Source organism: Olsenella uli, from assembly GCF_901212655.1.
In the GTDB taxonomy this organism is placed as follows: domain Bacteria; phylum Actinomycetota; class Coriobacteriia; order Coriobacteriales; family Atopobiaceae; genus Parolsenella; species Parolsenella uli_A.
Genome location: NZ_CAAKON010000005.1, coordinates 33,951 through 59,219, shown reverse-complemented (window position 1 = coordinate 59,219; position 25,269 = coordinate 33,951). Strand labels below are relative to the sequence as shown.

Here is a 25,269-nt window from a genome sequence, read left to right as displayed (position 1 = left end):
AGTTTTCTGAAAACGAGGGGGCTGGCCGGTCTGCGTCCGCCCGCGCTGCCCTTCCTCCAATAGCCGGAGGTCGATGTGAGCGTCTTTTGGAGGCCGATATGAGCGTCTTTTGGAGGTCGATATGAGCGTATTCAAGTCCTGGCGCGACAGGCACCCGGATCTGTGGGAGTTCATCCTCTTCAACATCCTGTCGAACATCTCCACCGTCACGCGCTTCGTGATGACGTGGGTTGGCGCGGCGGTGTTCGTGTCGGGGCTTGCCCTCACCCGGCCGTTCAGCTTTCTCATCTTCGATTACACGAGCGCCAACTCGGGCGGTTTGGGCGGCTTTCTCACCTTTCTGCTTGCCGAGGTGCTCGCGCAGGTCGTCAACTTCTTCGTCCAGAAAACATGGGTATTCAAGAGCGATGCAAACTTCTCCACGGCTGCCCCGCGCTTTGCCGTGCTTGCCGTGGTGATCGTGGTGGTCAATCTCGTGCTGCCCGGCCACGTCACGAGCCTATGCGTGAGCCTTGGCATGGCGAGCGGCGTGGCCGCAACCGTCGCGAGCGTGGTGAATACCGTGCTCGCGGTGGTGGTGAGCTATCCCATCCTCAAGTTCTGGGTCATGCCGAAGGGGAAGTGAGGGGGTGCCCGGATAGGCGCGGGGCCGGAAGGCGACCGCGCGCGCGAGCTGTGCCGGGCCCGCGTGAATGGATGCGGGGCCGAGGAGGCTTACCGCGTCTGAGTCTTGGCATGCCTCCGCGTTCTCAAGTCGTCGGGTCCTCCTCCGCCATTGCCGAGAGTGCCCTCAGCGGCCCTGCGTCCATATTTGATGTCCGGCAGTGCGACTATAGTTGGCAGCAGATAGTGCTAACGCGCGTTCGGGGGTATGGATGGCTGGTTGGGGCAAGAGGCGCAAGGCCGGGGCTGACAAGGCGCCGGCGAGTGCGGACAAGGGCGTGCACCGGTCAAAGGCGCGGGGCCACGTTATCCGCAGGCGTGCGTTCGTTGCCGGTTCGGCGGCCTTGGTCGGCGCCGCTGCGGTGGGAACGGGCACCGCTGTACGCTACTCCTCCATGCTCAATCGCATTGTCAACCCGTTGTCCGTAGACGTCACGGATGCCCAGCGCGAGGCCACTACCAGGGATAACGAGCAGCTTGCCGAGCGCGTCGAGGCGACGGGTGCCGTGCTGCTGCGCAACGAGCCCGTCAATGTGGTCAGACGTGCGAGTACTGCCGCGGCGGAGGCCGGCGCTGCGATGACCGGGGACACCGAGACCGCGGGCGCCGCTGCTGCGAAATCGGGCCCGACTCCCGACGCCATCAGTGCCACGACTGGCGGTGCCGCAACGGTCGGCATCCCCTCCGTCGGCGCCACGACGGGCTCTTCTTCCACTTCTGTTGGTGCCTCTCCGGACGCCTCCGCCTCCGTACGGCCCACCGAGCTCACCCTGCCCATCCCCGAGTCCGTCACCAGGGTCAACGTCTTTGGCTGGGCCTCGACGGACTGGCTTGGCGGCGGCTCGGGCTCGGGTGGCGTCAAGTCCGTGGACCTGACCTTCCTCGAGGCGCTCGAGGAAGCCGGCATTGAGAACAACCCCGAGCTCACGGCCATGTATGAGGGCTTCCAGGCCGCCCGCGAGTTCACGGCAACCCTCCACAGCTGGCCCGAGCAGTCCTCGCGCCTCTACGAGCCGGATATCGAGGACGAGGACTACTACTCGCAGACCCTCCTCGAGCACGCCCTCGAGTTCTCCCGCGTGGCCATCGTCGTCATAGGCCGGCTGGCGGGGGAGAGCAGTGACCTGCCGGAGGTCCAGTACAGGCGCACCAAGCGCGGCGCCAAGATCGTGTGCGACCTCACGCGCCACACCCTTGCGCTCTCGCGCGAGGAGGAGCGCCTCCTCAGGTATGTGGGCGCTAACTACGAGCGCGTCATCGTGGTCCTCAACTGCGGAAATGTGATGGAGCTGGGCCCCATAGAGACCATTCCCGGCATCGGCGCCTGCCTGCTCGCCGGCTATACGGGTCAGAGGGCGGCAGCCGCGCTGCCGCAGCTGCTGTGGGGCGGCGTCTCACCCACGGGCCGCACCACGGACACCTGGGCCTACAGCCTCAAGACGGCGGCCAGCTACGCACATTCCGGCAAGCAGGGCGTGGGTGCCTATGCGGGCGCCCAGGGCCTGTACCCGGCAGATGGCACAAGCTGCGGAAACCTCGGCGAGGCCTACAACTACGAGCAGGTCAGCTACGTGGACTATGCCGAGGGGCCGTATGTGGGCTACCGCTGGTACGAGACGGCCGACGCCGAGGGCTACTGGGCGGGCGTCTCCAACGAGCATGGGGCCGGCTATGAGGGCGTGGTGCAGTATCCCTTTGGCTACGGGCTCAGCTATACGAGCTTTACCTGGGATGTTGTGGACCGCCCTGCAGAGGGCGAGCGCCTTGATGACCTGGACTCGCTCTCGTTCACCGTGGGTGTCACCAACGAGGGCGAACGCTCCGGCGCGGATGTGGTGCAGCTCTACGCCGAGGTTCCCTACATGCCGGGCCAGATTGAGAAGCCCTCCCTCCAGCTCGTGGCCTATGCGCGCACGAACGTCCTCGCGGCGGGCGAGCGCCAGGAGCTCACGCTCTCCTTTGTGCTCTCAGACCTTGCCTCGTATGACTACTCAGACGCCAATGCCAACGGATTTGCCGGCTACGAGCTCGACCCCGGCGACTACACCTTTACGCTGCGGCGCAATGCCCATACGCCAGATGCTGCGGAGGGCGCGCGGGTCACGTGCCGGCTGCGCCACAACCGCCAGTTCCCCACGGACCCGGTTACGGGCGTCGAGGTGCGCAACCGCTTTACGGGGGCCGACGCACCCGATGGGGCGGGCATCGATGGCGTGGACACAGGCCAGGAGATTGCCTATCTCACGCGAGGAGACTTTGCGGGCACCTTCCCGGGCCACAACGACGAGAACCGTACAATTCCCGACCAGGTGGCCGATCTCAACCTTTTCACGAAGGACGATATCGAGGCGTGGGTTGCCGAGGGTGCGGACCGCGTGCACATGGGCGGACTGGGGGCGCAGCGTGCCGCGTACGAGGGCGAGCTCACGTCGCTTGGCCGCACGCTTGGGGCGAGCTATGACGACGAGGCTTGGGACTCGCTGCTGAATCAGTTGAAGCCCATCGAGGCAGTGCAACTCGTGTGTGACGCCTACTCCGGCACGGCTGAGCTGCGAAGCATTGGCAAGGAGGCAACCAAGGACGCCGACGGCCCCGCCCAGATGGGTGGCTTTACCGGCTTCTCGGTGGGGACGGGCTTTCCCTGCCCCTGGATTCTCGCCCAGACGTGGAATGCGTCGCTGGCGCGCGTGGTTGGCAGGGCCATCGGCAAGCAGGCGGGCCAGCTGGGCTATGGCGGCTGGTACGCGCCGGCCGCCAACCTGCATCGCAGCCCCGTGGGCGGCCGCAACTACGAGTACTGCTCGGAGGACCCGCTCGTCACAGGCGAAGTGGCCGGAAACATGGTGGCCGGCGCCCGAGAGGCTGGGATCTTCACGTACGTGAAGCACCTTATCTGCAACGACGGCGAGGCGCACATCTTCCGCGACGGCTGCTACACCTGGATGACCGAGCAGACGCTGCGCGAGCTCTACCTGCGCCCCTTCCAGCGTCTGGTCGAGACCTATGGCGCCACGGGCATGATGAGCTCGTACAACAGGATCGGCGCCGTGTGGGCCGGCGGCTCGAGAAGCCTGCTCACGGACGTGCTTCGCGGCGAGTGGGGCTTCCGAGGTGCCGTGATCACAGACTACTCCGACCACCCCAAGTACATGAGTGGAGACCACGCTCTCTATGCTGGCGGCGACCTGTGGATGGCCGGCACGCAGCTTGTGGGCGACACCTCGTCCACCATCTATCGGCAGGCGCTGCGCCGGGCGGCCAAGGACGTGCTCTACATGGAGCTCAATGCTCGCGTGGCGAACGAGGCATATGCAGCCAAGGCGGGCGATGACTCGGCGCGCAAGCCCAAGATCACCGGCGCGGTGCCGCTGTGGCCCATCGCCGTGGCAGGCATCGACGTGGTTGCCCTCGGGCTGCTCGCGCTTGCTACGCGCTGTGCCCTGCGCGGCCGCCGCGGGGGCGGCGATGGGAAACGCGCGAAGCCCGGCAAGCTCGGCAAGGGCGGGTTCGCTAAGGGGAGGCTCGACAGACTCGGCAAGGGCAGGCCCGGCGGGGACGGGAAGCGCGACAAGGGCTAGCCAGGTGGTCGCGCGCGGGCTCGCTGCAAAGACCCTCGGGCGACGCCGCGGGTCATAACCTCGAGCTCCGTGGCCGTTCGGACGGGAATGCCAAGGTTATGGCCCCGCCCCGTGAGGCCTCGCGCCTTCTCGGCGCCCCGAGCTCCCCGGCAGCCCGGGCTCCCTGGCGCTCCGATGCCGGGTCCGCCCCCTATACTGGATTGCATTCAACCGAAGCGCCGGAGGGCCCCATGGAATCGCTCTACAGGAAATATCGCCCGCAGACGTTCGAGGACGTCGTGGGCCAGCAGCATGTCGTCTCCACGCTCGAACGGGCCGTCACCGAGGGCCGCACGAGCCATGCCTACCTGTTCTGCGGCCCGCGCGGCACCGGTAAGACCACCATGGCGCGCATCCTTGCCAAGGCGCTCGAGTGCGAGCGGGGCGCGGGGCATCTCCCCGACGGCACCTGCGAGGAGTGCCAGCTCATCGCCACGGGTGACCACCCCGACGTCTACGAGCTCGACGCGGCAAGCCGCACGGGCGTGGACAACGTGCGCGAGGAGATCATTAACCGCGTGGACTACGCGCCGGTGCGGGGCCGCTACAAGGTCTACATCATCGACGAGGTCCACATGCTCACGCCGGCGGCGTTCAACGCGCTGCTCAAGACGCTCGAGGAGCCTCCTGCGCATGTGGTCTTCATCATGTGCACCACGGACCCCCAGAAGGTGCTGCCCACGATTCTCTCGCGCGTGCAGCGCTTCGACTTCCGGCCCATCGGTGCGGCCGAGATGCGCGAGCACCTTGCGGACATCTGCAAGCGTGAGGACTTCTCCTACGAGGACGAGGCCATCGAGCTCGTGGTGCGCCACGCCCGCGGCGGCATGCGCGACGCCATCTCCACGCTCGAGCAGCTTTCGGTGTTTGGCGACGGCGCCATTACGGCCGCCGCCGCTCGAGACCTGCTGGGCGAGGTGAGCAACTCGCGCATCGCCGTGATGTCCATGGCGCTTGCCAAGCGCGATGTGCCTACCATGTTTGCCGAGGTGGCGGGCCTGGTCAACGGCGGCGGGGACCTCCTGCAGTTCACGCGCGAGCTCATGGGCCGCGTGCGCAACGTGTATGTGGTGAGTCTTGCGGGAGCGCAGCCCGGTGTGGTGGACGCCACGCCAGGCGAGGAGGAGCGCCTGGGCGAGGAGGCCGCCGCGTTTGGCGGTGCCGACCGCCTGGCCCGCGTGCTCACGGTGCTCGATGACGCGGCGCTGGAGATGCGCGCGGCGGCCAATCAGCGCCTGACGCTCGAGGTGGCGCTGACGCGCGCCGCCCGTCCGGAAAGCGACCTGACACTCGAGGCCCTGGCCGAGCGCCTTGAGGCGCTAGAGGCGAGGGTTGCCTCGGGCACCGTTGCCGTGGCGGCTGCTGGTGTGGCTGCCACCGCGCCTGTGGCTGCGCCCAGGTCGGCTCCCGCCCCCGCGCCGGCTCCCGCCCCCGCACCGCGGCCAGCTCCCGCGCCTGTATCGGCCCCGGCTCCCGCCCCCGCACCGCGGCCTACGCCTGCGCCGCAACCTACGCCTGCGCCGACTGCCCCCAAGCCCGCACCCGTATCCTCTCCCGTGGCGGACTCCGAGCTGCAACGCACCTGGAAGGGCATGGTCGGCGCCCTGCTCAAGACCAACGCCTCCTGCGCTTCGCTGCTGCTCAACGCCTCGGCCGAGGCGGATGACGGCTCTACGCTCACAATCAGCCTGCCCGCCGGCAGCGCCTTCACGCGTCGCATGCTCGAGCGCGCCGATGTGAGGGCCATCGTCGACAAGGCCGTGGCGGATGCCTTTGGCCCCAGAACGCTGAGCTACGGGGATTCCGGAGCCCCGGCCCGCCCTAGCTCGGCGGCCTCCGTCTCCAGGCCGGAGGCCGCAGCCCCCTTGTCGCAGCCGAAGACGAGCGCTCCCGCGCCTGTTCCCGCCAGCGCCGCTTCTGAGCCGGCGTCCGTCCAGTCTGCCGTGCCGTCGCCTACGCTGGCACCCGTCGCAACGCCTGCGCCGCAGCCTGCCTCGGCGATCCCCGTCGCGCCGGCCGTGCCAGCGCCTGCATCGGCGGCCGCCGCTGCGGTTCCTGCCGAGCCCGCGCCCGCCGAGCCCGCTGCCCCGGCGGCTGCCGCTCCCGCGCCAGAGTCCGCCGACGACGAACCGCCCTACGACGACGCCGACGCCTTCCTCCCGGACGACGAGCCACCTTTCGACGGCGGTCATCCCGTGGCCCCGTCCCGCACGTTTGCAGAGCCGCCCGCCGGCTCCGACGGCGCCGGCAGGGCGCTTGCCTCGACTGCGCCGGTTCCATCTAGGGCGGCCAAGCTCAAGATTCCGGATATCGCTCGAGGTGTCACGCCTGCTCCGAGCACGCCCCCCTCGGCCGTGCCGACTTCCGCGCCGGCCCCCGTGCCCTTCTCGGCGCCCCAGCTTGGACCCACGCCCGCCGTCCTGGCGCCCTCGCCTCAGGTTGCCGTGCCCCAGGCGACCGTTACCGCCGGCCCTGCCGACGCCGCGTCCAGCGAGGTGCCTGCCACCACCGACGAGCTCATCTCGATGTTCTCGGAGGTCTTCGGCAAGACCAAGGCGACGATCGTGGACGAGAGCAACAACCCCATCGGCAGCTAGCCCCTTCGCCTCGTGGCGAGCATTCCGGAGCTTTCTGCCCTGCACGATGACCCTGGCTTCGCAGTCCGTTTTCGCGGGTCAGACTTCCGGCGCGCTTCGCTACGGGCTCGGCATGCCAGCGCTTCGCGGCAAGCTCGGCATGCCATGCGTCTCGCCATGGGCGCAAAGAATCGCTAGAGTTTTGAAAGATGAACAGCAAAGGCGCCGCCAACGGGCGGCAACGAAAAAGGAGCTCACATGCCCCAGATGAACATGCAGCAGATGATGAAGCAGGCCCGCAAGATGCAGGAGCAGCTTGCGGCCGCGCAGGAGAAGCTTAAGGACATCGAGGTCTCCGCCTCCACCGGCGGCGGCATGGTCAAGGTCACTGCCACGGCCGAGATGCAGCTCAAGTCCATCGAGATCTCGCCGGACGCCTGCGACCCCGAGGATGTCGAGCTGCTGCAGGACATGGTCCTCGCCGCCGTCAACGAGGCCCTCTCCTCCGCGCAGGAGGCCGCCGGCGCCCAGATGAGCGCCGCTACGGGTATGGGTGGCATGAACATCCCAGGGCTGTTCTAGGCAATGCCCCACGCGCACTTCGACGCCGATGCCTCCGCGTTTGCGGGGGCATCGACTTCTCCAAATAACGACGGGCGGGCACTGCGCCGCTTGCTGGACGAGCTCGGCCGCCTGCCGGGCATCGGCCCCAAGAGCGCGCAGCGCATCGCCTACCACATCCTGGGGGCAGACGCAGAGGAGGCCCGCCGTCTCGCCAGGGCGATTCTCGACGTCAAGCAGCAGGTTCACTTCTGCCCCGTCTGCTTCAGCTACGCCACGCGCGAGCTCTGTGACGTCTGCGAGGACGAGAGCCGCGACCGTACCTCCATCTGCGTGGTCTCCGAGCCGCGAGATGTCTCGGCCATCGAGCGCACGGGTGCCTATCACGGGCTCTACCACGTGCTTGGCGGCGTGATCTCGCCCATGGACAAGATCGGCCCCGAGCAGTTGCACGTTCGCGAACTGCTCTCCCGCCTTGCAGACGGCGAGGTCAACGAGGTGATTCTCGCCACGAACCCAGACGTGGAGGGCGAGACCACCGCCACCTATCTCTCTCGCACCGTCAAGCCGCTTGGGGTGCACGTCACGCGTCTGGCAAGTGGCCTTCCGGTTGGTGGTGACCTTGAGTATGCGGACGAGGTCACCCTTGGCAGGGCCATCGAGGCTCGCCGCGAGCTGTAGAATCGAAAGCAAGATTGCGCTGCGGCCGGTGTCCGCGGAACGCCACGCCAGTTGGTGCGCGTGTCCGTGCGGCGCCGGCTTCAGTCGCATGCTGCGCAAATGAGGGGGACGTTCATGGCGGCCAAGCGATTCAAGCAGGTAGTCGAGGGCGAGCGGCCCGAGGTGCACCACGCCCCGAACCGGCATATGGCGGCTCCCGCCCGGGACGCCGGGGAGATTCGTCCCCAGGCCGCTCCCCAGCACCAGCCGCGCTTTGCCGAGGCCTCTCGCGCCACGGCGGGCGCCCATCACTTCTCCCAGCTTGGTGGCAACGACAGCTTCAACCTTGCCGAGGGTCAGGTCCCGGTTACCTCTGTTGCTTCGGACGACGGCGTGGGTGTCTCCTTCGCCAATGACGACGCCCCTCGGCCCATTGGCGTTGATCCGGCCGTTACCGGTTCCTTCCACACCATCACGCCGGGCCAGGGTGCTGTGCTCTCCACGCGCGAGACGGCGGCCCATGCCGCGGAAGTGGCTCGTGTGGCCATGCCGGAGGACGACGTGGCCCACCGCACGCCCAAGGGCGACGCCATGGCGGGCGTGGTGATCGGGCGCAGGGCGGCGCGTCGCAAGATTCGTGGCAGGAAGCGGGGTGTCGCGAAGAAGGCTCCGGTGGGAGCCATCGTGGGCATTGTCGTAGCCGGTGTCGTCGTGATTGTGCTCATGCTCGTGCTTGCGGCTGCGCTCATGGGGCCGGCAGACGATGTCGCCGCGGGTGGGGATGCTGCCGCCACGCAGCCCCTCACGCAGGTCGACCCCGGTCAGCAGCTCGAGATGAACGGCGCGTCGTTTGGCGTCTCGCAGACCGATGCCGGCTGGGCCTTCGTGCGCGAGAGCGCCGGCGAGTCGTCCACGGTCTTCACGCTTGCCGGTGTGCCGGTGACGGTGCTTACCTACAACGGTGCCTTCTACATCCCCGAGAACCTGGGGGATGGCACGTGGGACGTCATGAGCTACATGCTGGCGGACGGCGCCGTGCCCGGGCAGGTCTCCGGCTCCGACGGCCAGCCCGTGACCGGCCAGGGCGAGGTTTCTTCCGCCGAGGTCAATGACGGCAACCTTGTGATCTGGGACGTCAACGGCAACGTCACGACGGTTCGCTTGGCGTAGGGCTGCGCTGCCCGTCGGCAACGCGGTGGGCCTCTGGCGCGAGGCAATATCGCCATGGCCTCCCTGGGGCGGGGCTGCGTTGTGGAGTCGTGCCGCAATGTCCGTTTCTGCCCCGGCAAAAAACCTCAAAAATGGGGCTAGACACGTACTTGAGATTTCCTGTACTATAGCTCTCGCACCGAACGGGGTATTAGCTCAGCTGGTTAGAGCGCCGGCCTGTCACGTCGGAGGTCGCGGGTTCGAGCCCCGCATATCCCGCCATTGCAAAGGATGAGGGTCCCGGGAAACCGGGGCCCTTTTTCGTTACGGATGGCCCCTCCTCGCCTCACGACAAATGTGAGCGCGCTTGGTACAATTTCCCACAACGCGCCTCCGCCCACGTCAGTCGGACGCTGGCGCACCCAACTGTTCGCACGCAACGCGGCCCTCAGAGAGACGGCCACGCGAGGGGAGCGCACGTGGCCGAAAGCACGAGAACCGAGGAGGACGGGGGTATCGCCCGTCTTGCCGTCTTTGACTATGACGGCACCATCATCGACGGCCAGTCCGGTTCGCTCTTCTCGCGCTACCTGCTCGCTCGCCATCTCATCTCGCCGCGCACCACGGGCCGTCTGCTCTGGTGGGGCTGCCGTTACAAGCTGCACCTTCCGTACCGCCAGGACGAGGCCCGCGAGCTCATCTTCCGCGATCTTGGCAGCCACGACCTCGAGGACGCGCGTCGCATCATGCGCAGCTTCCACGACGAGGTGCTCGCCCCGCGCTACCGCAAGGACGCCGTGGCGGAGGTGCGCCGTCGCAATGAGGAGGGCTGCGTGACCCTGCTCATCTCGGCCACCTTCCACGAGATCGCCTGCGTTGCCGCCGATGACCTCGGCGTGGACGGCTTCGTGGCCACGCGCATGCAGCTCGACGCCAACGGCCACTTCACGGGTCGCGTGGACGGTGAGGTCGTGGCGGGGGAGGGCAAGTGTCGCGCCGTCTCCCGTTGGGCAGACGAGCACCTTGGCAAGGGTGCCTGGACCATCGCCTACGCCTATGGCGACCACTTCACCGACGAGCCGCTGCTGGCGCAGGCCGAGCACGGCTTTGCCGTCTGCCCCGGCAAGACGCTCAAGTCTCTGGCCAAGCGCCGCGACTGGCCTATCTTGGACTGGAGGTAGGCCGTGGACATCTCGAGGAAGACCGACTACGCCCTCCGCATGCTCACCGACCTCGTGCGCACGCCCTCGGGCGTCATATCCGTCCGTTCCGCGGCGGACGGCAACGGCGTGCCCTACTCCTTCGCGCGCTCCATCCAGCACGACCTCTCCCGTGCCGGCATCATCGAGAGCCTGCGCGGGTCGCGAGGTGGCATGCGCCTGATGGTGGACCCGGCGTCGGTGACGCTGCTGCAGGTGGTGGAGGCAGTTCAGGGGCCGTCCTCGGTCTCAGCCTGCGCAACCTCGGGCCCCGATGGCGGCGTGTGTCCGCGCGCGGCTAGCTGCTGCTACAACCCCATCTGGGCGGGCGCCCAGGAGCTGCTTGGCAGCTATTTGAGCTCCGTGACCCTCGCACAGGTGGTTGCGGGCGAGGCACGTCCTGTCGTGGAGGAGCGCTTCACGCGCCCGGGTGGCTCCGGCTGTGTCTCGAGCGTTGCCCTGCGCGATGCCCGTGCGCAGGGGGCGCCCCTTCCCACGATCGACCTCGAGACAGCCGATGTCGTTCGAGTCTGAGGCCTTCCGCGCGCGCATCTACGCCCTCGGTCGCGGGCTCTACCGCGATCTTCCGTGGCGCCGTACGCGCAACCCCTATGCCATCTGGGTTTCCGAGGCCATGCTCCAGCAGACGCAGGTCTCGCGCGTCGACGGCCGCTGGCAGAGCTGGCTCGAGCGCTTTCCCACGCCCGACGCGCTTGCGGCGGCATCCTCGGCAGACGTGTTGGCCGAGTGGCAGGGCCTTGGCTACAATCGCCGGGCGCTGGCGCTTTGGAAGGCCGCGCAGGTTATTTCAGCCGAGCATGCGGGGATGGTTCCCAGCGACGAGGCCGCGCTGAAGGCGCTGCCGGGCATCGGTCCGGCCACGGCGTCGGGCATTCGTGCGTTCGCCTTCGACCTGCCCGGCGTCTACCTCGAGACCAACGTGCGGGCCGTGTTCCTCCACGAGCTCTTTCCCGATGCCGAGGGGGTGCCAGACTCGGCGCTCGTGCCGCTTGTGCGCGAGGCCTGCCCGCAGGCTCCCGAGGAGATTGCGGGCGCGGACGCTCCCTGCACGCCGCGTACCTGGTACTACGCCTTGCTAGACTACGGTTTTCACCTCAAGAAGACGCTGCCCAACCCCTCGCGCCGCTCGCGTGCGAACGTGCGCCAGTCCAAGTTCGAGGGCTCACACCGGCAGAAGCGCGCCGCCGTGGTGCGTATGCTTCTGGACGCTCGAGCTGTGGGTGCGGCCGGCCTGTCTGTAGAGGAAGTGTGTGCAGGGCTGAGCCGGCAGGAGGTGGCCGCCAGGCGCGAGCCCGTCCAAACGTCGTATGTGGAAGAAATCCTCAACGAGTTGTCTGGCGAGGGATTTTGTCGCGAACTTGACGGTACCTGGTATGCCTAAAGCTTCTGAGGACATCAGAGATAACCACAGTTAACTGTATCTTTCTTCTTAATAGGAACGATTCTTGATAAGAAAATGCCTCAACTAGGGTATGCTGTACTCGCCTCGCGATGGAGCGGGGCAGTGGGGCAATCGGCCCGGGGCCTGCGGAGCGTTTCGCGGGGAGGGCTGGCCTGACAGCGTGGCTGGACCAGCTGCCGATTGCCTGAGAGAGCGCGCACAAGGAGGATGCCATGGCTGTTGATTTCAACGAGTCCCAGACCAAGAAGAACCTCGAGACCGCCTTCGCCGGCGAGTCGCAGGCTTCCATGAAGTACAGCTACTACGCCAAGGCCGCCAAGAAGGAGGGTTACGTCCAGATCTCCGACATCTTCACGGAGACCTCTGGCAACGAGCGCGAGCACGCCAAGCTCTGGTTCAAGTACCTCCACGACGGTGACGTGCCCGACACGCTGACCAACCTCAAGGACGCCGCCGCCGGTGAGCACTACGAGTGGACCGACATGTACAAGGGCTTCGCCGAGACCGCCAAGGCCGAGGGCTTCAAGGAGATCGCCGCCAAGTTCCGCGGCGTCGGTGCCATCGAGAAGGCCCACGAGGAGCGCTACAACAAGCTGGCCGAGCGCGTCGAGAAGGGCGAGGTCTTCGAGCGTCCGGGCGTCAAGGTCTGGAAGTGCCTCAACTGCGGTCACCTGCACGTTGGCGAGAAGGCCCCGAAGATTTGCCCGGTCTGCAAGCACCCGCAGTCCTACTTCGAGGAGCAGGTCGTCAACTACTAGGCGGCCTTCCACGCCGACCGTGATTTCGCTGGCGCACGAGTAATTCTGATGTCGGCGAGCGGCCCCCATTTCCAAGACCGAAACGCAGGCCTTGGACATGGGGGCCTTTTGCTACAAAACTCGAGTTCCTCTCGTGTGGCTACAGGCTTCTTCAAAGAGGGTCCCCGACGTTTGGGAGTATTTCTGCGCAATCCGCGAAGGCCTTATGGAGCTCGGGAAGGCTCTCTAGTATCGGTTATGTGGGGCTATCTTATGCCGGACTGCAATTAAGTAACCAACGATAAGATGGCCAGAAGTTTGGCAATGCCGTCGTTACACGGAGGCCAATATGGCGAATGGCGCTCGACAGATTGAGGATTCACTGAATCGCATGCAGCGACTTGGGAAAAAGCTACGCCTGCTGTTTACCGTTCTATTGGTTTTGATTTGTATCTGTTCAGCGGTGGTCGCAGTAATGGTGCTGGGCAAGATATCGAATGGCTTGATTGCCGATTCCTCTCATACGGTATCCGTTGTTGTTCCGCTTGCCTATCTAATCATTTGTGGCATGGCCGCATTGACCTTGAGGGGGATTAGCGGCGACATGGCCGAGGGAGAGTCACCGTTCACGTTTGCGCATGCCCGTAGAATCGGCGCACTCGGTTGGATGTTTGTGGCCGTTGCAATAATCGAGGTAATAACATCGCCAGGGTTTGTGGCAATTGCCTTGGGTCCGTTCTTTTTCGTCAGCGCGCCCCAAGAAATGATCGAAGGTCTGACAATACCGTTGGACATGGGAGCGATCCTCTGCGCTGTCACGTGTTTCTCGCTTTCAGCGATTTGGCGATATGGAACGCTGCTCCAAGCGCAAGCAGAAGACTTGGTCTAAGGGACATCATGAATTACCTCATTATCGAGCTTGAAAGCCTCCTGCTTCAGCGAGGGAAGACGAGTGCGGACATTATCCGTGCGACTGGGCATACGCCGGCAAATATCTCGAAGATCAGAAACGGCAGGATTAAGGCGATTCGGCTCAAGACCTTGCTGGACATATGCGATGAGTTGGATTGTCAGCCTGGAGACCTTATCAAGCGTGTCTCTGAGCACGAACTTGAGAGCTTGGCGACAGAGAGGGTAAAGCATGCCGTTAACAGGGTGATGAGCGGCAATGGGCAAACGGACTGCCTGCCTACGCGGGTGTGCGTGGTTGACCTGAGTGACGAATAGTCCATCGCGGCGTTAATAGGGCTGCCTATATTAGGGCTGTCTATGAAACTCTGCGGCACAAAGTGCCGCAGAGTTTATTTAAGGTTGATTAGCAAGGTCAGCGAGACGGTTTGGCCCGAATCGGGGTTTCCGCAGCCAGCGCGACGGCGGGAGGGGCGGCGGAGGTCCCTCCCGCCCCCGTTTTCCGAGGTGGAGGGATCGTGGCCCCGGCCCCTGGCTGCCCCCGGAGGCGCGCCCCGCCCGCCCGCCGCGCCCGGCTCCGGAGCCAGCGCGACGGGCCCGCGCGCGGGCCTCGGCTGTGTCCCGGCCCTATGACCCGGGCCTGCCCCCCTCCCACCGGCGCGGCCGACCGCCGCCGGCGACATCAGCAGCTCGCCGTAGGGCACCTCTCGGACCCCGAGCGCGGCGAGGAGCGCCTCGGCGTCCTCCCCGAGCGCGGCCCGGAAGAGCCGTATCGGCAGGGCCCCGCCCAGGGCGGGCCTGGGCTCGGAGTTGAGCATCGACATGGCCTCGGCGAGGCCGGCCGCCGTGAGGCCCTCCATGCTCGCGCCCTTGGGGAGCAGCTTCCTGAGCTCGACGTGGTTGCGCTCGCAGGCGCCCTTCTGGTCGGCCCGGCGCGGGTCGCAGTAGAACAGCCTCGTCTCCCCGGGGCGCTCCCCGAGCAGGGAAGCGATGGCCCCCTCGTCGGAGAACTCGGGGCCGTTGTCGGTGAGGGCGAGCCCGAAGACCCGGCGCGCCCCGGCGGGGCCGCCCAGCGGGGCGGAGAGCCCGCGCAGCGCCGCGAGCACCTCGGAGCGGGTCCCGTCGGCGAGGGGCAGCGCCAGCTGGAACCGGGTCGGCCGGTGGAGCAGGGTGAGGACCCTCGCGGAGTCGCCCCTCGCGCCGAGCACCGAGTCCATCTCCCACGCCCCCCGCGCAGGCCTCCCCGAGCGAGAGGAACGAGGCGTGCGACCTGCGGGCGGAGTGCGAGGTCGAGCGCCCGGGGGCCTCGCCGCGCCTCTTCTTGTAGCCGACCTTGCGGCGCAGGTCGAGGGCCGTCATCCCGGCGTAGCCCGCGTCGACCCACCGGCATGTCGTGGAGGCGCTCGGGACGGCGCCGGGGTTCGCGCCCGCGATCTGCTCCGGGGAGAGCCCGCGCGCCAGGCCGTCCCTGATGACGGCGATTATCGACGCGGCCTCCGCCTCCGTGCAGTCCGGGCCCCGCCTGGAGCCGGACAGGACCGCGTCGGCCTCCCGCTGGGCCATGCGCGCGTCGTAGAAGACCTGCGGCCTCCCGGGGCAGCCGTACCCCCTCCGGCGGGGGCAGCCGTTGCAGCAGCGGGGCCAGGCCCCGAGCCTCGGGCACGCGGCGGCGAGCTCCGCGTCCGCCGGCGCCCCCTCGCCCCGCAGCGCCCGGGGCGCCGTCACGTAGCGGCGCGCCGCCACCTCGTTGGCGACGGTCGACGGGGCCCGGCCGAGGGAGCGGGCGATCTCCCTGCACCCCTGGCAGCGGTCCAGGCCGCGCGCGATCTCGTTGTTTGTATTCAATATGAACTGAGCAGAGTTCGCACTGATTTTTGAGCAGCGCGCGCAACGGGAATCGAGCGGATTCCGCACGACGGCCATGCCCGCAAGGGCGAGGGCATGGCCCACACGAGACAATCCTGTCTGGGCGCCGACTTTGGCGAGACGCGCCCAGGAGGAGGAGAGGATGACCATGCCCCTGCAGACCCAACATGATATACGCGAGATGGACGCCCGGGGCGTCGCTAGGGCCGAGATCGCCCGCGAGCTCGGCGTGAGCCGCAACACCGTGGCCAAGTACGCCGACATGGAGGACATGTCGCCAGCGCCGCCGCTGCTCGCCGAGAGGGCCCGCCCGTCGCTCGCCGGCCACGAGGAGTGGATCGGCTCGGCGCTCGCGGCCGAACTCGGCGCCCCGCGCAAGCAGCGCCACACCGCCAAGAGGATTTACGACAGGCTCGTCGCGGAGCGGGGCTACTCCGGCTCCTACTCGAGCGTCTGCCGCCACGTCGCCGAGTGGAGGGCCGGGCGCGCCGCCGCGGGCGGCGGGTTCCTCGAGCTCGAGTGGGCGCCCGGCACGGCGCAGGTCGACTACGGCAACTTCGCCGCCGTGCTCGCCGGCCGCGAGGTCGCGCCCAAGCTGCTGGTCCTCACGCTGCCGCACCCCGACGCGAGGTTCTGCGCCGCGGGGATGTCCGAGCGCTCCGAGTGCCTCTGCGAGGGCCTCGCGGGCATATTCGCCCAGATGGGCCGCGCGCCGACGGCGCTCGTGCTCGACAACGCCACGGAGGCCGGCAGGCGGATCGCGGGGGTCGTGACCGAGTCGGAGCTCTTCTCCCGCTTCAGGGCGCACTACCGCTGCTCGAGCCGCTACTGCAACCCGTACTCGGGCCACGAGAAAAGGGTCCGTCGAGAACGCCGTGGGCTTCCTGGGGAGGAACCTGCTGGTGCCGGTGCCCGGGGCGGCCTCGCTCGCCGAGCTCAACGCCAGGCTCGCCGAGGGGTGCCGGCGCGTCAACGAGGGCTCCAGGTGCCGCGACGGGCGCCCGACGCCCGAGGCGATGGCCGAGGACCTCGCCGCGATGCCGGCGCTGCCGGGCGCGCCCTTCGACGCGGTGAGGTGGGTCTCGGCGAGGTCCGACAAGCGCGGCTACGTGACCGTCGACGGCAGGCTCTACCTGGCCGGGCCCGCCTGGCACGACAGGCGCCTCACCGTGGGCGTGCGCGCCGGCAGCGTGGAGATCCTGGCGGACCGCGGCAGGCGCGTCGCCGAGCTGCCCAGGGCCTTCGGCGAGGGCGAGCCCGTGAGGAGCCCCCTGTCGCTCATCCCGGCGCTCGTGACCAGGCCCCGCGCCTTCGGCGAGTCGCCCGTGCGCCGCGACATGCCGCCGGCGCTTGTCGACGCGATCGACCGCCTGGACGCGGCGGGGCGCAGGCGGGTGCTCAGGGCCATATCGAGGGCCGCCGGCCCGAGCGGGTTCGATGCGGCGTGCGAGGCGGCGCGCGAGGCGCTCTCGCGCGGCCATGTCCCCGGGGACGCCGAGGTGGACATGGCCGCCAGGAGGATCGCCGCGGGCGGCCCCGCAGGCGGCGGCGCCGACCTGTCCGTCTACGACGCCCTCGCCAAAGGGGAGGTGGCGTAGGTGGCGGCCGGCGAGCTGGCCTCCAGGGTCGTCTCGGCGGGCCGCTCCTGCGGCCTGACGACGTCGGTGCTGCGCGAGTGGTCGACGCTCGGGAGCCCCAAGCAGGTCGAGTACTTGGCCTCCTACCTCGAGGCGGAGCGCGCGAGCCGCGAGGCGTCGAAGAGGGCGTCGCTGCTCAGGCGCTGCGCGCTGCCGGCGCCCAAGACCTTCGACGGCTACGACTGGTCGGCCGTGGCGTGGCCGGACGGCTTCGGGCGGCCCGACCTGCTGTCGCTCTCCTTCCTGGAGCGGCGCGAGGACCTCGTCCTCATGGGCGACGTCGGCTGCGGCAAGACGCACATGGCGAGCGCGCTGTGCGCGCTGGCGTGCCAGGCCAGGGTCGAGGCCCGCTTCTTCACCGCCTCCGCGCTCGTGATGCGCCTGCGCCGCGCGCGCGACGAGGACAGGCTCGACCGCGAGCTCGCCCAGATAGGCAGGGCCGGCATGCTCGTCGTCGACGAGCTGGGGTTCCTGCCGCTCGACGTCGACGGGGCGCGCCTGCTGTTCCAGGTGGTCTCGGAGGCCTACGAGAGGCAGTCGGTGGTGATCACGACCAACCTCGAGTTCTCGCGGTGGGGCCAGGTCTTCGGCGACGACCAGATGGCGGCCGCCGTGATCGACCGCGTGGTGCACCACGGCCGGCTTCTGAGGTTCCGCGGGGAATCGTACCGCGTGCGCAACGCGCTCATGCAGCAGGCCTGACCCGCTCAGTTTTCCATGCTCACATCCGTGACGGAGCTGCTCAAATCCAGATGCGATTTCTGCTCAAATCCTGTTGACAGAACACACTCGTTCCGCTCGTGCCTGGTGAGCCTCGAGTACGCCCTGCCCGGGGGCTTCTTCCTCTTGGCCATGGGGACCTCCGATCCCTCCCGGGGCCGCCCGTCGCGGCCCCCTCAGTGGGATGGATGCCCCGTTCCGCCGGACTCAGCGCGACGCGTCGCGATGAGTTTTGAGAGTGTTCCGCTGGAGATGAAAATCAACGCAGAGTTTTTTAATAACGCGGGCAGATTCTCAAATAAGAATGCTATTATTGATTCTAGATAACATTATCTAGGTAGTTGCTACTTAGAGGAGGAGGTGGAAGACTTGGATTAATGAGCCCAGCGGCAGCGCTGCTCCAGCTTGTGTGCATTGTTTTTTTATGCGCACGACGGCTGTCCGGCGAAGTGTCCTAGCAAGGTGTGCCCATTTCGTTATTAGCTTTGCTTTCAAGGCGGACAAGCGTATTTTGTTGAGGAGGGAATGAAATGCAGTGGGTCAATGAGCCGATGGCAGATGTCGGTCCGAGTTGCAATAACTGTTTCATCTATGCCCATGGCGGTTGTCCCGGCAAGTGCCCGTATCAGGCGTGCTCCGTTCGCTTTTAGAGGATTAACGCGGCGCGCTGTAGCAGGTGTGCGAGTCTAGTGGACTAATGGGGGACGATGCTCGTGCTCCGCGGACTGCGAGCATCGCTCCTCTTCTGGTCGTTAAGAGGAGGTGCTCGGCGTGGGTAACTCCATTGTGAGCCTGCGTGATATCTCGAAGCGCTTCGGCAGGTTCGTGGCTATCGACTCGGTGGACATGAATATTGAACAGGGCGAGATCTATGGACTGATAGGAGAGAACGGTGCGGGCAAAAGCACCCTAATTCGAATCATTAACGGGCTTACGATTCCCTCCTCAGGACATTTGACCATTTTTGGACACTCAGATCCGAAGTCCATCCGTTACTCGCGTTCTCGAATTGGTTACATGCCGGATGCCAACGCGTTCTACCCCAATCTTGATGCGGAGGACAATCTGCTTGTCCGCTGCATGGAATGGGGCGTGTCGCAAGCAAATGTCGAAGGCATCTTGAGGCTTGTTGGGCTTGAGGGGGCGGGAAAGAGGCGAGCAGCCGGCTTCTCGATGGGCATGAAGAGGCGTTTGGACCTTGCTATCGCCCTGTTGGGCGATCCCGATTTCCTAATACTTGATGAGCCGACGAACGGACTAGACCCAATGGGCATCAAGGGCATTAGAAACTTGCTTTCGGACCTTAACGAGCGTCTCGGTAAAACAATACTCGTCTCCAGCCACAACCTCGAAGAGCTACACAAGATCGCATCTCGTTACGAGTTCATCAGCCATGGCCGCATTTTGCGCAGCATTACTGCTGAAGAGCTGGACGCAAATTGCAAGCGACGCCTTATTCTGAGCGTTTGCGATCAGGAACAGGCCCTTATGGAGCTGAGGCGCCGCGGAACTCATGGAGCTTACATCGATGGCGACAAGCTCGTCTTGGACGATTTCCGAGGGGATTCTGGCGCGGTCGTCAAGATTCTCTTGGGCGCTGGATTCAGCGTCCAAGAGGCCTATTCAAAGCAGCAGAGCCTTGAGGAGTACTATGCCGACCTGATTGCGTGTGAGGGTGATGGATGATGCGCCCGAATATGCTTGCCTTAATTAACAGCGAGGTTTGGCGCCTATCGAGAAGCCGGCAGGCGCAGGCTTTTGTTTTAGCAGCTTTTGCCTTGATGCTTGTGACGGTCTGCTCTTCTTCAGATGAGCAAGATGCTCTTCTGTTCATGGTTGCGGGTGACAATCCAAATAGGGTTGGCGGCGCGATTGGCTTTATCGGAAACCTAATTGACGGTAATGACGTTGCAGGTTCGGCAGCGCGCACCTCAATGGTCTTCACAATACTGTGGATACCTTTGGTCATTGTCTATGCCGTTGCCGTGACCTCGCACGACTATGTATCAGCAAGCTATGACGTTGCAAAGGCAAGGGGCATTTCTGACATTAGTCTGGCAATAGCTAAATGCGCAACACATGGCGCACTCATCTGTCTTTGCTTTGTTGTGTTTAGTGGAATTTCGTTCATCTGCAAATTGATTCAGTATGCCGGCGTGGTCTCCTGGGAGGGCATGAGTCGCTTTGCTGTACCGGCAGCTCTTGGCGCAATTCTGCTTGCGGTGCTGTTTGTGGAGACATTCTCGTTGTTCCATCTAACGAGAAGCGCAATTGCAGCCAGCGTGGTGTCCATCGTTCTTTCCCTCCTCGTTTTGGCGTTATTTCCCAGCGCATACGGCGATGGGACGGGCCCCTGGAGTCCGCTTCTTTACCTATCTGCTGTCTTCTATCTAATGAATGTATGTGCGTTGTGCTTCAGGTCGGTAGGAGCGAGCGAAGCGTTGTCCTACAGCGCCATAGCCGCCTTTGCAGCGATGCTCGTTTCTGTTGGGGCGCTCAAGGTGAGGGAGGCGCTCTGATGATGGCTACAAGTGTCATTCGATCAGAGTTCTTCCGCGGAGGCCGAATACACCTCGGAATTATGCTGTCGCTGTTTTACGTGGGAATGGGGCTCCTCTACGTCATGGCCGGTGCGGGGGCTTGGGTGTCGGCGGGGACTGGGGATTGGTTTATTGGGTTTTCTGCGGACGTCTCCTATTTTGAGCTGAATAATATCGGTGACTCAATTACTGAGCACGTCGTTGCTGCTTCCCTTGCCCACGCGCTGCTCTTTCCCGCTGTTGCCGTTGTTGTGGTCGGCTCGCTATTCGCCTCCTCTAAGGAGAGTGCCTGCATGTCCGTATCGCGTGCGAGGGGCGTAACGGAGGCTTCTCTATATTTGGCTAGGGCGCTCGTGGCTTCCACGTGGCTCGTACTTGGCTTTGCGGTCTTCACCTTAATTTGTTTCGCTGCGTATACTGCAGCCGGACGAGCTGGCAGCGTCGTTCTTTTGATTCACAGGCTTTTCCTCTGCACCTTTCTTAACGTTAGCTACGTGGTGTTGTGCGTTACCGCGTTTGCCCTCCTGCGTGTCAAAGCACTGGTTTCAGGAGGGCTTATTGTGGCGACGTATGCCGGGCTCATTGCCGCCATGGCTTCTCCGGGTGATGCCATGCCTATGCACATGTTCTATTGGATGCGAGTGTGTGGCGTAGGTGCCCTTCATTCAGGGCTGGAGGTTATCGTCTTCTCTTTTGCGAGCGTGATTGCTTGCATATTGGCTCTCTGTGTCTCGAAGGTGCTTCGATATAGAAGGGGCTAACCAAGCACATATTTGTTGATTGAATAAACATCTTTAACCGAAAAGAGCTATGCCGGAAGGAATCGGAGGACGTCGCATGATGAGAGCGTCAAGATTTAATGTCACGTATGGTGATGGTGATACAACGCTCATCATGAATGCCCGCGGAGGAGGGATGCTCTGTCTTAACCGGGAGTACACGGAGAAGTACCGCCGAGTTCTTCAGGGCAAATTCGAGGACGCGGATGACCTGGTTCGTGAACTCATGCGCGGCGGAATGCTTGTGGACGATGAACGCGACGAGTATATGGAGTTAAGACTACAGAGTCGCGCAGCTCGTTATTCAAATATGAATCTAAATCTAACGATAGCGCCCACAATGGCATGTAACTTTTGTTGTCCATACTGCTATGAAAAAGGTCAAAAGTACACGTCAATGAATGATGAAGTGGTTAATCAGCTTCCTTTGTTTGTCCGTGAGAATTATCCGAATATTACTAACCTTACTGTCGGTTGGTATGGGGGCGAGCCTTTACTTGGCCTCATAAAAATCGAGCGCATCACGGAGCTATGAAAGGCTGCCGTTGGTTCTGCGTGTTCATATGGGGCCTCAATCGTTACGAATGGTTATTTGCTAACCTCCGATATCGCAAGAAGGCTTGTGGCATGTGACGTCAAGATGGCACAAGTAACCATCGATGGCGCAAAGGCGGACCACGATTCTCGTAGGGTGCTCCACGGGGGAGGACCAACCTATGAGCGAATACTGCAAAATGTAAAAGAATGTGCAGACATCCTTGATATTACGATTCGCAGCAACGTTGACAAGACGAATATTAGTTCTTCGTTTGAACTGCTTGAATACTTAGAAAAGAATGGACTCAAGAACAAGGTTCATTTCTATCTTGCTCCAGTTGATAATATTAATAACGTTTGCACGAATGATAACCAGTGCTTCACGATTAAGCAGTTTTCCCAAGAAGAGACCGAGTTCTATCGGCAGGCAATTCAAAGAGGGTTCAAAGTACAGCCCTTTGGTGGCACGAATCTTGGCATTTGCTGCGCGGTTGGAATCAATTCCTATGTTGTTGATCCTTTGGGCAATCTATACAAATGTTGGGATGACATCGGAAGAATCAAATGCAAAGTCGGTTCCATTTTTGAGCAGCCAGTATTGAATGCCAACATGATTCGATGGATGTCTTATGAGCCTGAAGACCAAGAATGTCGCGACTGCTTTGCTTTTCCTATGTGCATGGGTGGATGTCCCAATCACGCCTTAAATGGCAATGAAAAGCACTGTGTCTCTTTTCGCTATGATGCTGAGCAGAAGATGCTGCTGTCGAAAATGATGAGTGATGCGCGCCAGGCATCCGAAACAGGCGGAGTTCATGCTTAGGCTTTGCTGGAAGTACCTATCGAATGTTAAATTTTGGGCATATCTAATTGCAAGTGTTTTCGTGGGGATTATATCGCTTGCGACTCCATTTTTTACAGGCATGGTTATCAACCAGCTTATTTCTGGTGATGACATGCAGGTAAAGCGGGTTGGGTTTCTTTGCCTTTTGCTCATCCTCATGCAGGTGGGGCAAGCGGCTTTGACCTACCTTTCGGAAATGCTCTATGTGAATTTGCAGTCACATGCGGGATATAGGCTCAATCTGGATACACTGGAGCACGTCAAGCGACTCCCGCAATCCTTTTTCAAACGATTCGATGCAGCATACTATACGCAGCAAATAAACCATGATGCGAACGACCTTGTGATTTTTGTATTAGGGTCGATAGTTCAGCTTACAAGCAATGTGGCTGTACTGATTGCGGTCTTCATTATTCTGTTGACAATCAATGTGAGAGTCGGCTTTGTGTGTGTGCTCTTAGCGGCAGTGGCAGGAAGCCTATATCGTGTTTTTCGGCGGGGCTTGTTTAATAAGTGCTTTGATATGCAGGAGCACTCAGCTCTCTTTTTCTCGAAGTTGCAAGATCAGTTAGATAAAGCTGCATTTCTGCGTCGACACATTCTTTTTGACCGGTTTAAGGACGGTCTAACCGGTGCTTTTGATGGGTTGTATCCTTCTATCCGTTCTAACCAAGAGGTAAATTCACGCTTCGCGCTAAGCAACGCCATCGCTAGGTCTGCCGCGCAAGGTCTTCTTCTGGTCGCTGGGGCCATCGAGGTCGCTAGTGGGAGGTTGCTGCCTGGCTATCTTGTGACAGCGGCGGGGTACTACGAGAGCCTCAGTGCAGTCATACAGTATTTTCTTACATGGGGGAAGGACTATCAGGCTAGTCGGGTGAGCTATGAGCGGCTCCGTCGAATATGGGATATCCAAGAGGAGCGGAACGGTGAGGTCCGGCTTAGCTGCGTAAGCAGAATTGATTGCAAAGGCATTGGTCTTTCCTATCCTGGATTTGAAAAGAAGGCCCTTGAGGTCCAGGACTTCCGCTTCCAGAGGGGGAAGCTATATGGAATTGCCGGGTCGAATGGGGCGGGAAAGAGCACGCTTCTCGATATCCTCCTGGGCGTGTATCCGGATGACATGAGTGGCGCGGTTTTATATGACGGCATTAGTCAAAGCGAAATTGATCGCTATGCGCTGCGTTCCGAGTGTATTGGCGTCACCGAGCAAGAGCCGACAGTTCTTGAGGACACCATTGAGGCAAACCTAACGCTTCTTTCTTCTGATTGGGATGCTAGCAACCTTGATGGATATATCAATGAGTTTGGCCTATGCGAGATGGTGTCCGCGGCCCCCAATGGTCTTGGAACCATTCTTAACGAGAAGGGTCTGAGCATCTCCGGAGGAGAGAAGCAAAAGATTGCGATTATTAGGCTGCTTCTTAAAGATCCAAGTGTCATGCTTTTCGACGAGCCAACATCAGCCCTCGATTCGAGTAGTCGCAATAGCCTTATTCGGATACTCCAAAAGAAGAAAGGAGACCATATCGTGATTGTCGTTACGCATGATGAGGAGTTGCTATCGGCGTGCGATGAAGTTTACTGGCTGGAAAGTGACCGGGATAACTGAATTCAACTCAAATGAATGAGCGGAATTATGGGCGGAATGGGGCGGTTCCCGGGCGTCAAGGTCTGGAAGTGCCTCAACTGCGGTCACCTGCACGTTGGCGAGAAGGCCCCGAAGATTTGCCCGGTCTGCAAGCACCCGCAGTCCTACTTCGAGGAGCAGGTCGTCAACTACTAGCAGGCGGCTGGCGCTGCGGCACTGTGCCACGGCTGTTCTCGAGCCTTGGGCCCGTCTCCATGTGGAGGCGGGCCTTTTTTGTGCGGTTCGATGCCCGGCTGCGGGCCTTTCGGGGCCGATTGCTGCTCCTCGAGAGGCTCTGGAGTGACTCGTGAGCGCTTCGAGAGCGACTCGTGCGAGATTATTGCAGTTTGGCCCCTTCACCTCGAGTAGCTTGGAATTGGGCATTCGGCTGACCTGCAGTTTTGTGGCCCACGGGCGGCCCGGTAGGGGCGTTTACTCTGGCACAACGCCAAAAACTGCAATAATCGCGCACGACTCTGCGCGGGCAGGTTCGGCGACATGGACCGCTTCCTGGAGCGGGACTTCTTTGACGAGAACGACACGGCCTCGCTCGTGCTGCCCGACCGCGCGCTGAGCCTTGAGGCCGTTGCGGTGTGCCGGGCGGACGCCTGCGACACCGACATGTACGACACGCCGTTTGACCCCGAGGACATGGACCGCTTGGTCGCCCGCGCACACGAAACCGCCGTCTTCGAGCGCGCGGGCGCATATGACGAGGGAGACCAGCTGATTGGCCTCTCTACCTGCTACTCAACGGGCGCCGACGTCCGCACCATGCTCATCTGCAAGGTCACGGGGGAGTCCGTCGGCTAGGGTGTGAGCCGGGCTTCTGCGCCGTGGCAGCCTGCGGTGTGCGAAGGCCCCGCGGGTCGGGTGCCCTGCCGTTTGCCGATGGACGCTTGCATTTATTAGAGCGGGCGCATCAGACGTCAAGAAAACCGCAGGTGAGACAAAAGGCCACACAGGGTTGGTGTCGAAAACAGCAGGTAGCACCCAATTGAATGCAAGCCGATAGGCTAATTTACTCGCAATATAAGTGCTGCTTAACGCCTTGTCCTTATGCTCCCTTCATACAAACGACCATCAAAGAAGAGCCCAATCGACGGCGAAACACTCCGTTTACCGACTCCTAATAAAAGGCCGGGTCCGTTTGGTCTCTATGGGGATAAAGTGGAGATGTCTTTCGGCCCCGACCGGAGCCCATATAGCCCCAGCTCCCCACCAG

The 25,269-nt window shown here is 63.2% G+C and carries 22 protein-coding genes, 1 tRNA gene and 3 pseudogenes; 24 read left to right on the top strand and 2 right to left on the bottom strand.

Going from position 1 to position 25,269, the window contains the following annotated elements; all coding sequences use genetic code 11:
* The first annotated feature begins 121 nt into the window (after positions 1–121).
* From EFAMC2_RS00990 to EFAMC2_RS00930, 13 genes are all read left to right on the top strand, one after another.
* On the top strand, positions 122–625 hold the full coding sequence (locus EFAMC2_RS00990) for a GtrA family protein (protein WP_154026109.1): 504 nt from the start codon (positions 122–124) through the stop codon (positions 623–625).
* A 433-nt stretch (positions 626–1,058) separates the two neighbouring features.
* A complete protein-coding gene (locus EFAMC2_RS00985; RefSeq protein WP_187325065.1) occupies positions 1,059–4,241 on the top strand; it encodes a glycoside hydrolase family 3 N-terminal domain-containing protein in 3,183 nt (1,060 codons plus the stop codon).
* 230 nt (positions 4,242–4,471) lie between these two features.
* Entirely contained in the window at positions 4,472–6,877 is a 2,406-nt protein-coding gene (dnaX, locus tag EFAMC2_RS00980) for a DNA polymerase III subunit gamma/tau (protein WP_154026105.1), read from the top strand.
* 237 nt (positions 6,878–7,114) lie between these two features.
* Positions 7,115–7,438: a YbaB/EbfC family nucleoid-associated protein gene (locus tag EFAMC2_RS00975; protein ID WP_154026103.1), complete on the top strand. Its 324-nt coding sequence runs from the start codon at positions 7,115–7,117 to the stop codon at positions 7,436–7,438.
* Positions 7,439–7,519: 81 nt separating this feature from the next.
* Positions 7,520–8,098 carry a recombination mediator RecR gene (recR, locus tag EFAMC2_RS00970; RefSeq protein WP_261979968.1) on the top strand — a complete coding sequence of 193 codons (579 nt, stop codon included), beginning with the start codon at positions 7,520–7,522 and terminating at the stop codon, positions 8,096–8,098.
* Positions 8,099–8,212: 114 nt separating this feature from the next.
* Positions 8,213–9,247 (top strand): hypothetical protein, encoded by a 1,035-nt coding sequence (locus EFAMC2_RS00965; protein ID WP_154026099.1) that lies wholly within the window; start codon positions 8,213–8,215, stop codon positions 9,245–9,247.
* Between the two features lie 184 nt (positions 9,248–9,431).
* Positions 9,432–9,508 (top strand) — tRNA-Asp (locus EFAMC2_RS00960).
* A gap of 197 nt (positions 9,509–9,705) precedes the next feature.
* Complete coding sequence (locus EFAMC2_RS00955; protein WP_187325064.1) at positions 9,706–10,407, top strand: HAD family hydrolase; 702 nt, start codon at positions 9,706–9,708, stop codon at positions 10,405–10,407.
* A 3-nt stretch (positions 10,408–10,410) separates the two neighbouring features.
* A complete protein-coding gene (locus tag EFAMC2_RS00950; protein WP_154026097.1) occupies positions 10,411–10,959 on the top strand; it encodes an RrF2 family transcriptional regulator in 549 nt (182 codons plus the stop codon).
* Entirely contained in the window at positions 10,943–11,827 is an 885-nt protein-coding gene (locus EFAMC2_RS00945) for an adenine glycosylase (protein ID WP_154026095.1), read from the top strand. Before EFAMC2_RS00950 ends, EFAMC2_RS00945 begins: the two co-directional genes overlap by 17 nt.
* Before the next feature lie 233 nt (positions 11,828–12,060).
* Positions 12,061–12,606 carry a rubrerythrin gene (rbr, locus tag EFAMC2_RS00940; protein ID WP_154026093.1) on the top strand — a complete coding sequence of 182 codons (546 nt, stop codon included), beginning with the start codon at positions 12,061–12,063 and terminating at the stop codon, positions 12,604–12,606.
* Between the two features lie 328 nt (positions 12,607–12,934).
* A complete protein-coding gene (locus tag EFAMC2_RS00935) occupies positions 12,935–13,474 on the top strand; it encodes a hypothetical protein (protein WP_154026091.1) in 540 nt (179 codons plus the stop codon).
* Between the two features lie 8 nt (positions 13,475–13,482).
* Entirely contained in the window at positions 13,483–13,812 is a 330-nt protein-coding gene (locus tag EFAMC2_RS00930; RefSeq protein WP_154026089.1) for a helix-turn-helix domain-containing protein, read from the top strand.
* A 74-nt stretch (positions 13,813–13,886) separates the two neighbouring features.
* On the opposite strand, the gene EFAMC2_RS00925 is transcribed toward EFAMC2_RS00930, so the two are convergent.
* Positions 13,887–14,711: a hypothetical protein gene (locus EFAMC2_RS00925; RefSeq protein WP_187325063.1), complete on the bottom strand. Its 825-nt coding sequence runs from the start codon at positions 14,709–14,711 to the stop codon at positions 13,887–13,889.
* 565 nt (positions 14,712–15,276) lie between these two features.
* Positions 15,277–15,417, bottom strand: a pseudogene (locus tag EFAMC2_RS10490) (hypothetical protein); the annotation flags it as partial.
* On the opposite strand from EFAMC2_RS10490, the pseudogene istA reads away from it, so the two are divergent.
* The 11 genes and pseudogenes from istA to EFAMC2_RS00870 form a co-directional block, all read left to right on the top strand.
* A pseudogene (gene istA, locus EFAMC2_RS10485) lies at positions 15,416–16,204 on the top strand (IS21 family transposase); the annotation flags it as partial. The pseudogenes EFAMC2_RS10490 and istA overlap by 2 nt on opposite strands.
* 31 nt (positions 16,205–16,235) lie before the next feature.
* Positions 16,236–16,958, top strand: coding sequence for a Mu transposase domain-containing protein (locus EFAMC2_RS00915; RefSeq protein WP_154026087.1), 723 nt, complete (start codon positions 16,236–16,238; stop codon positions 16,956–16,958).
* Positions 16,959–17,699, top strand: a complete 741-nt coding sequence (gene istB, locus EFAMC2_RS00910; protein WP_187325062.1) for an IS21-like element helper ATPase IstB — start codon at positions 16,959–16,961, stop codon at positions 17,697–17,699.
* A 789-nt stretch (positions 17,700–18,488) separates the two neighbouring features.
* Entirely contained in the window at positions 18,489–19,403 is a 915-nt protein-coding gene (locus EFAMC2_RS00905) for an ABC transporter ATP-binding protein (protein WP_154026084.1), read from the top strand.
* Positions 19,403–20,236, top strand: a complete 834-nt coding sequence (locus EFAMC2_RS00900; RefSeq protein ID WP_261979960.1) for a hypothetical protein — start codon at positions 19,403–19,405, stop codon at positions 20,234–20,236. Before EFAMC2_RS00905 ends, EFAMC2_RS00900 begins: the two co-directional genes overlap by 1 nt.
* On the top strand, positions 20,236–21,018 hold the full coding sequence (locus tag EFAMC2_RS00895; RefSeq protein WP_154026080.1) for a hypothetical protein: 783 nt from the start codon (positions 20,236–20,238) through the stop codon (positions 21,016–21,018). The genes EFAMC2_RS00900 and EFAMC2_RS00895 overlap by 1 nt, the downstream gene beginning before the upstream one ends.
* 49 nt (positions 21,019–21,067) lie before the next feature.
* Positions 21,068–21,571 (top strand): hypothetical protein, encoded by a 504-nt coding sequence (locus EFAMC2_RS00890; protein ID WP_187325060.1) that lies wholly within the window; start codon positions 21,068–21,070, stop codon positions 21,569–21,571.
* A gap of 105 nt (positions 21,572–21,676) precedes the next feature.
* Positions 21,677–22,396, top strand: a complete 720-nt coding sequence (locus EFAMC2_RS00885; RefSeq protein WP_154026076.1) for a radical SAM protein — start codon at positions 21,677–21,679, stop codon at positions 22,394–22,396.
* The gene (locus EFAMC2_RS00880) at positions 22,356–24,026 is read left to right on the top strand and encodes an ATP-binding cassette domain-containing protein (protein WP_154026074.1); all 1,671 of its coding nucleotides are present in this window, start codon (positions 22,356–22,358) and stop codon (positions 24,024–24,026) included. Before EFAMC2_RS00885 ends, EFAMC2_RS00880 begins: the two co-directional genes overlap by 41 nt.
* A gap of 51 nt (positions 24,027–24,077) precedes the next feature.
* Positions 24,078–24,200: pseudogene (locus EFAMC2_RS00875) on the top strand (rubredoxin-like domain-containing protein); the annotation flags it as partial.
* A 342-nt stretch (positions 24,201–24,542) separates the two neighbouring features.
* The gene (locus EFAMC2_RS00870) at positions 24,543–24,857 is read left to right on the top strand and encodes a hypothetical protein (protein WP_154026072.1); all 315 of its coding nucleotides are present in this window, start codon (positions 24,543–24,545) and stop codon (positions 24,855–24,857) included.
* The last annotated feature ends 412 nt before the right edge of the window (positions 24,858–25,269 follow it).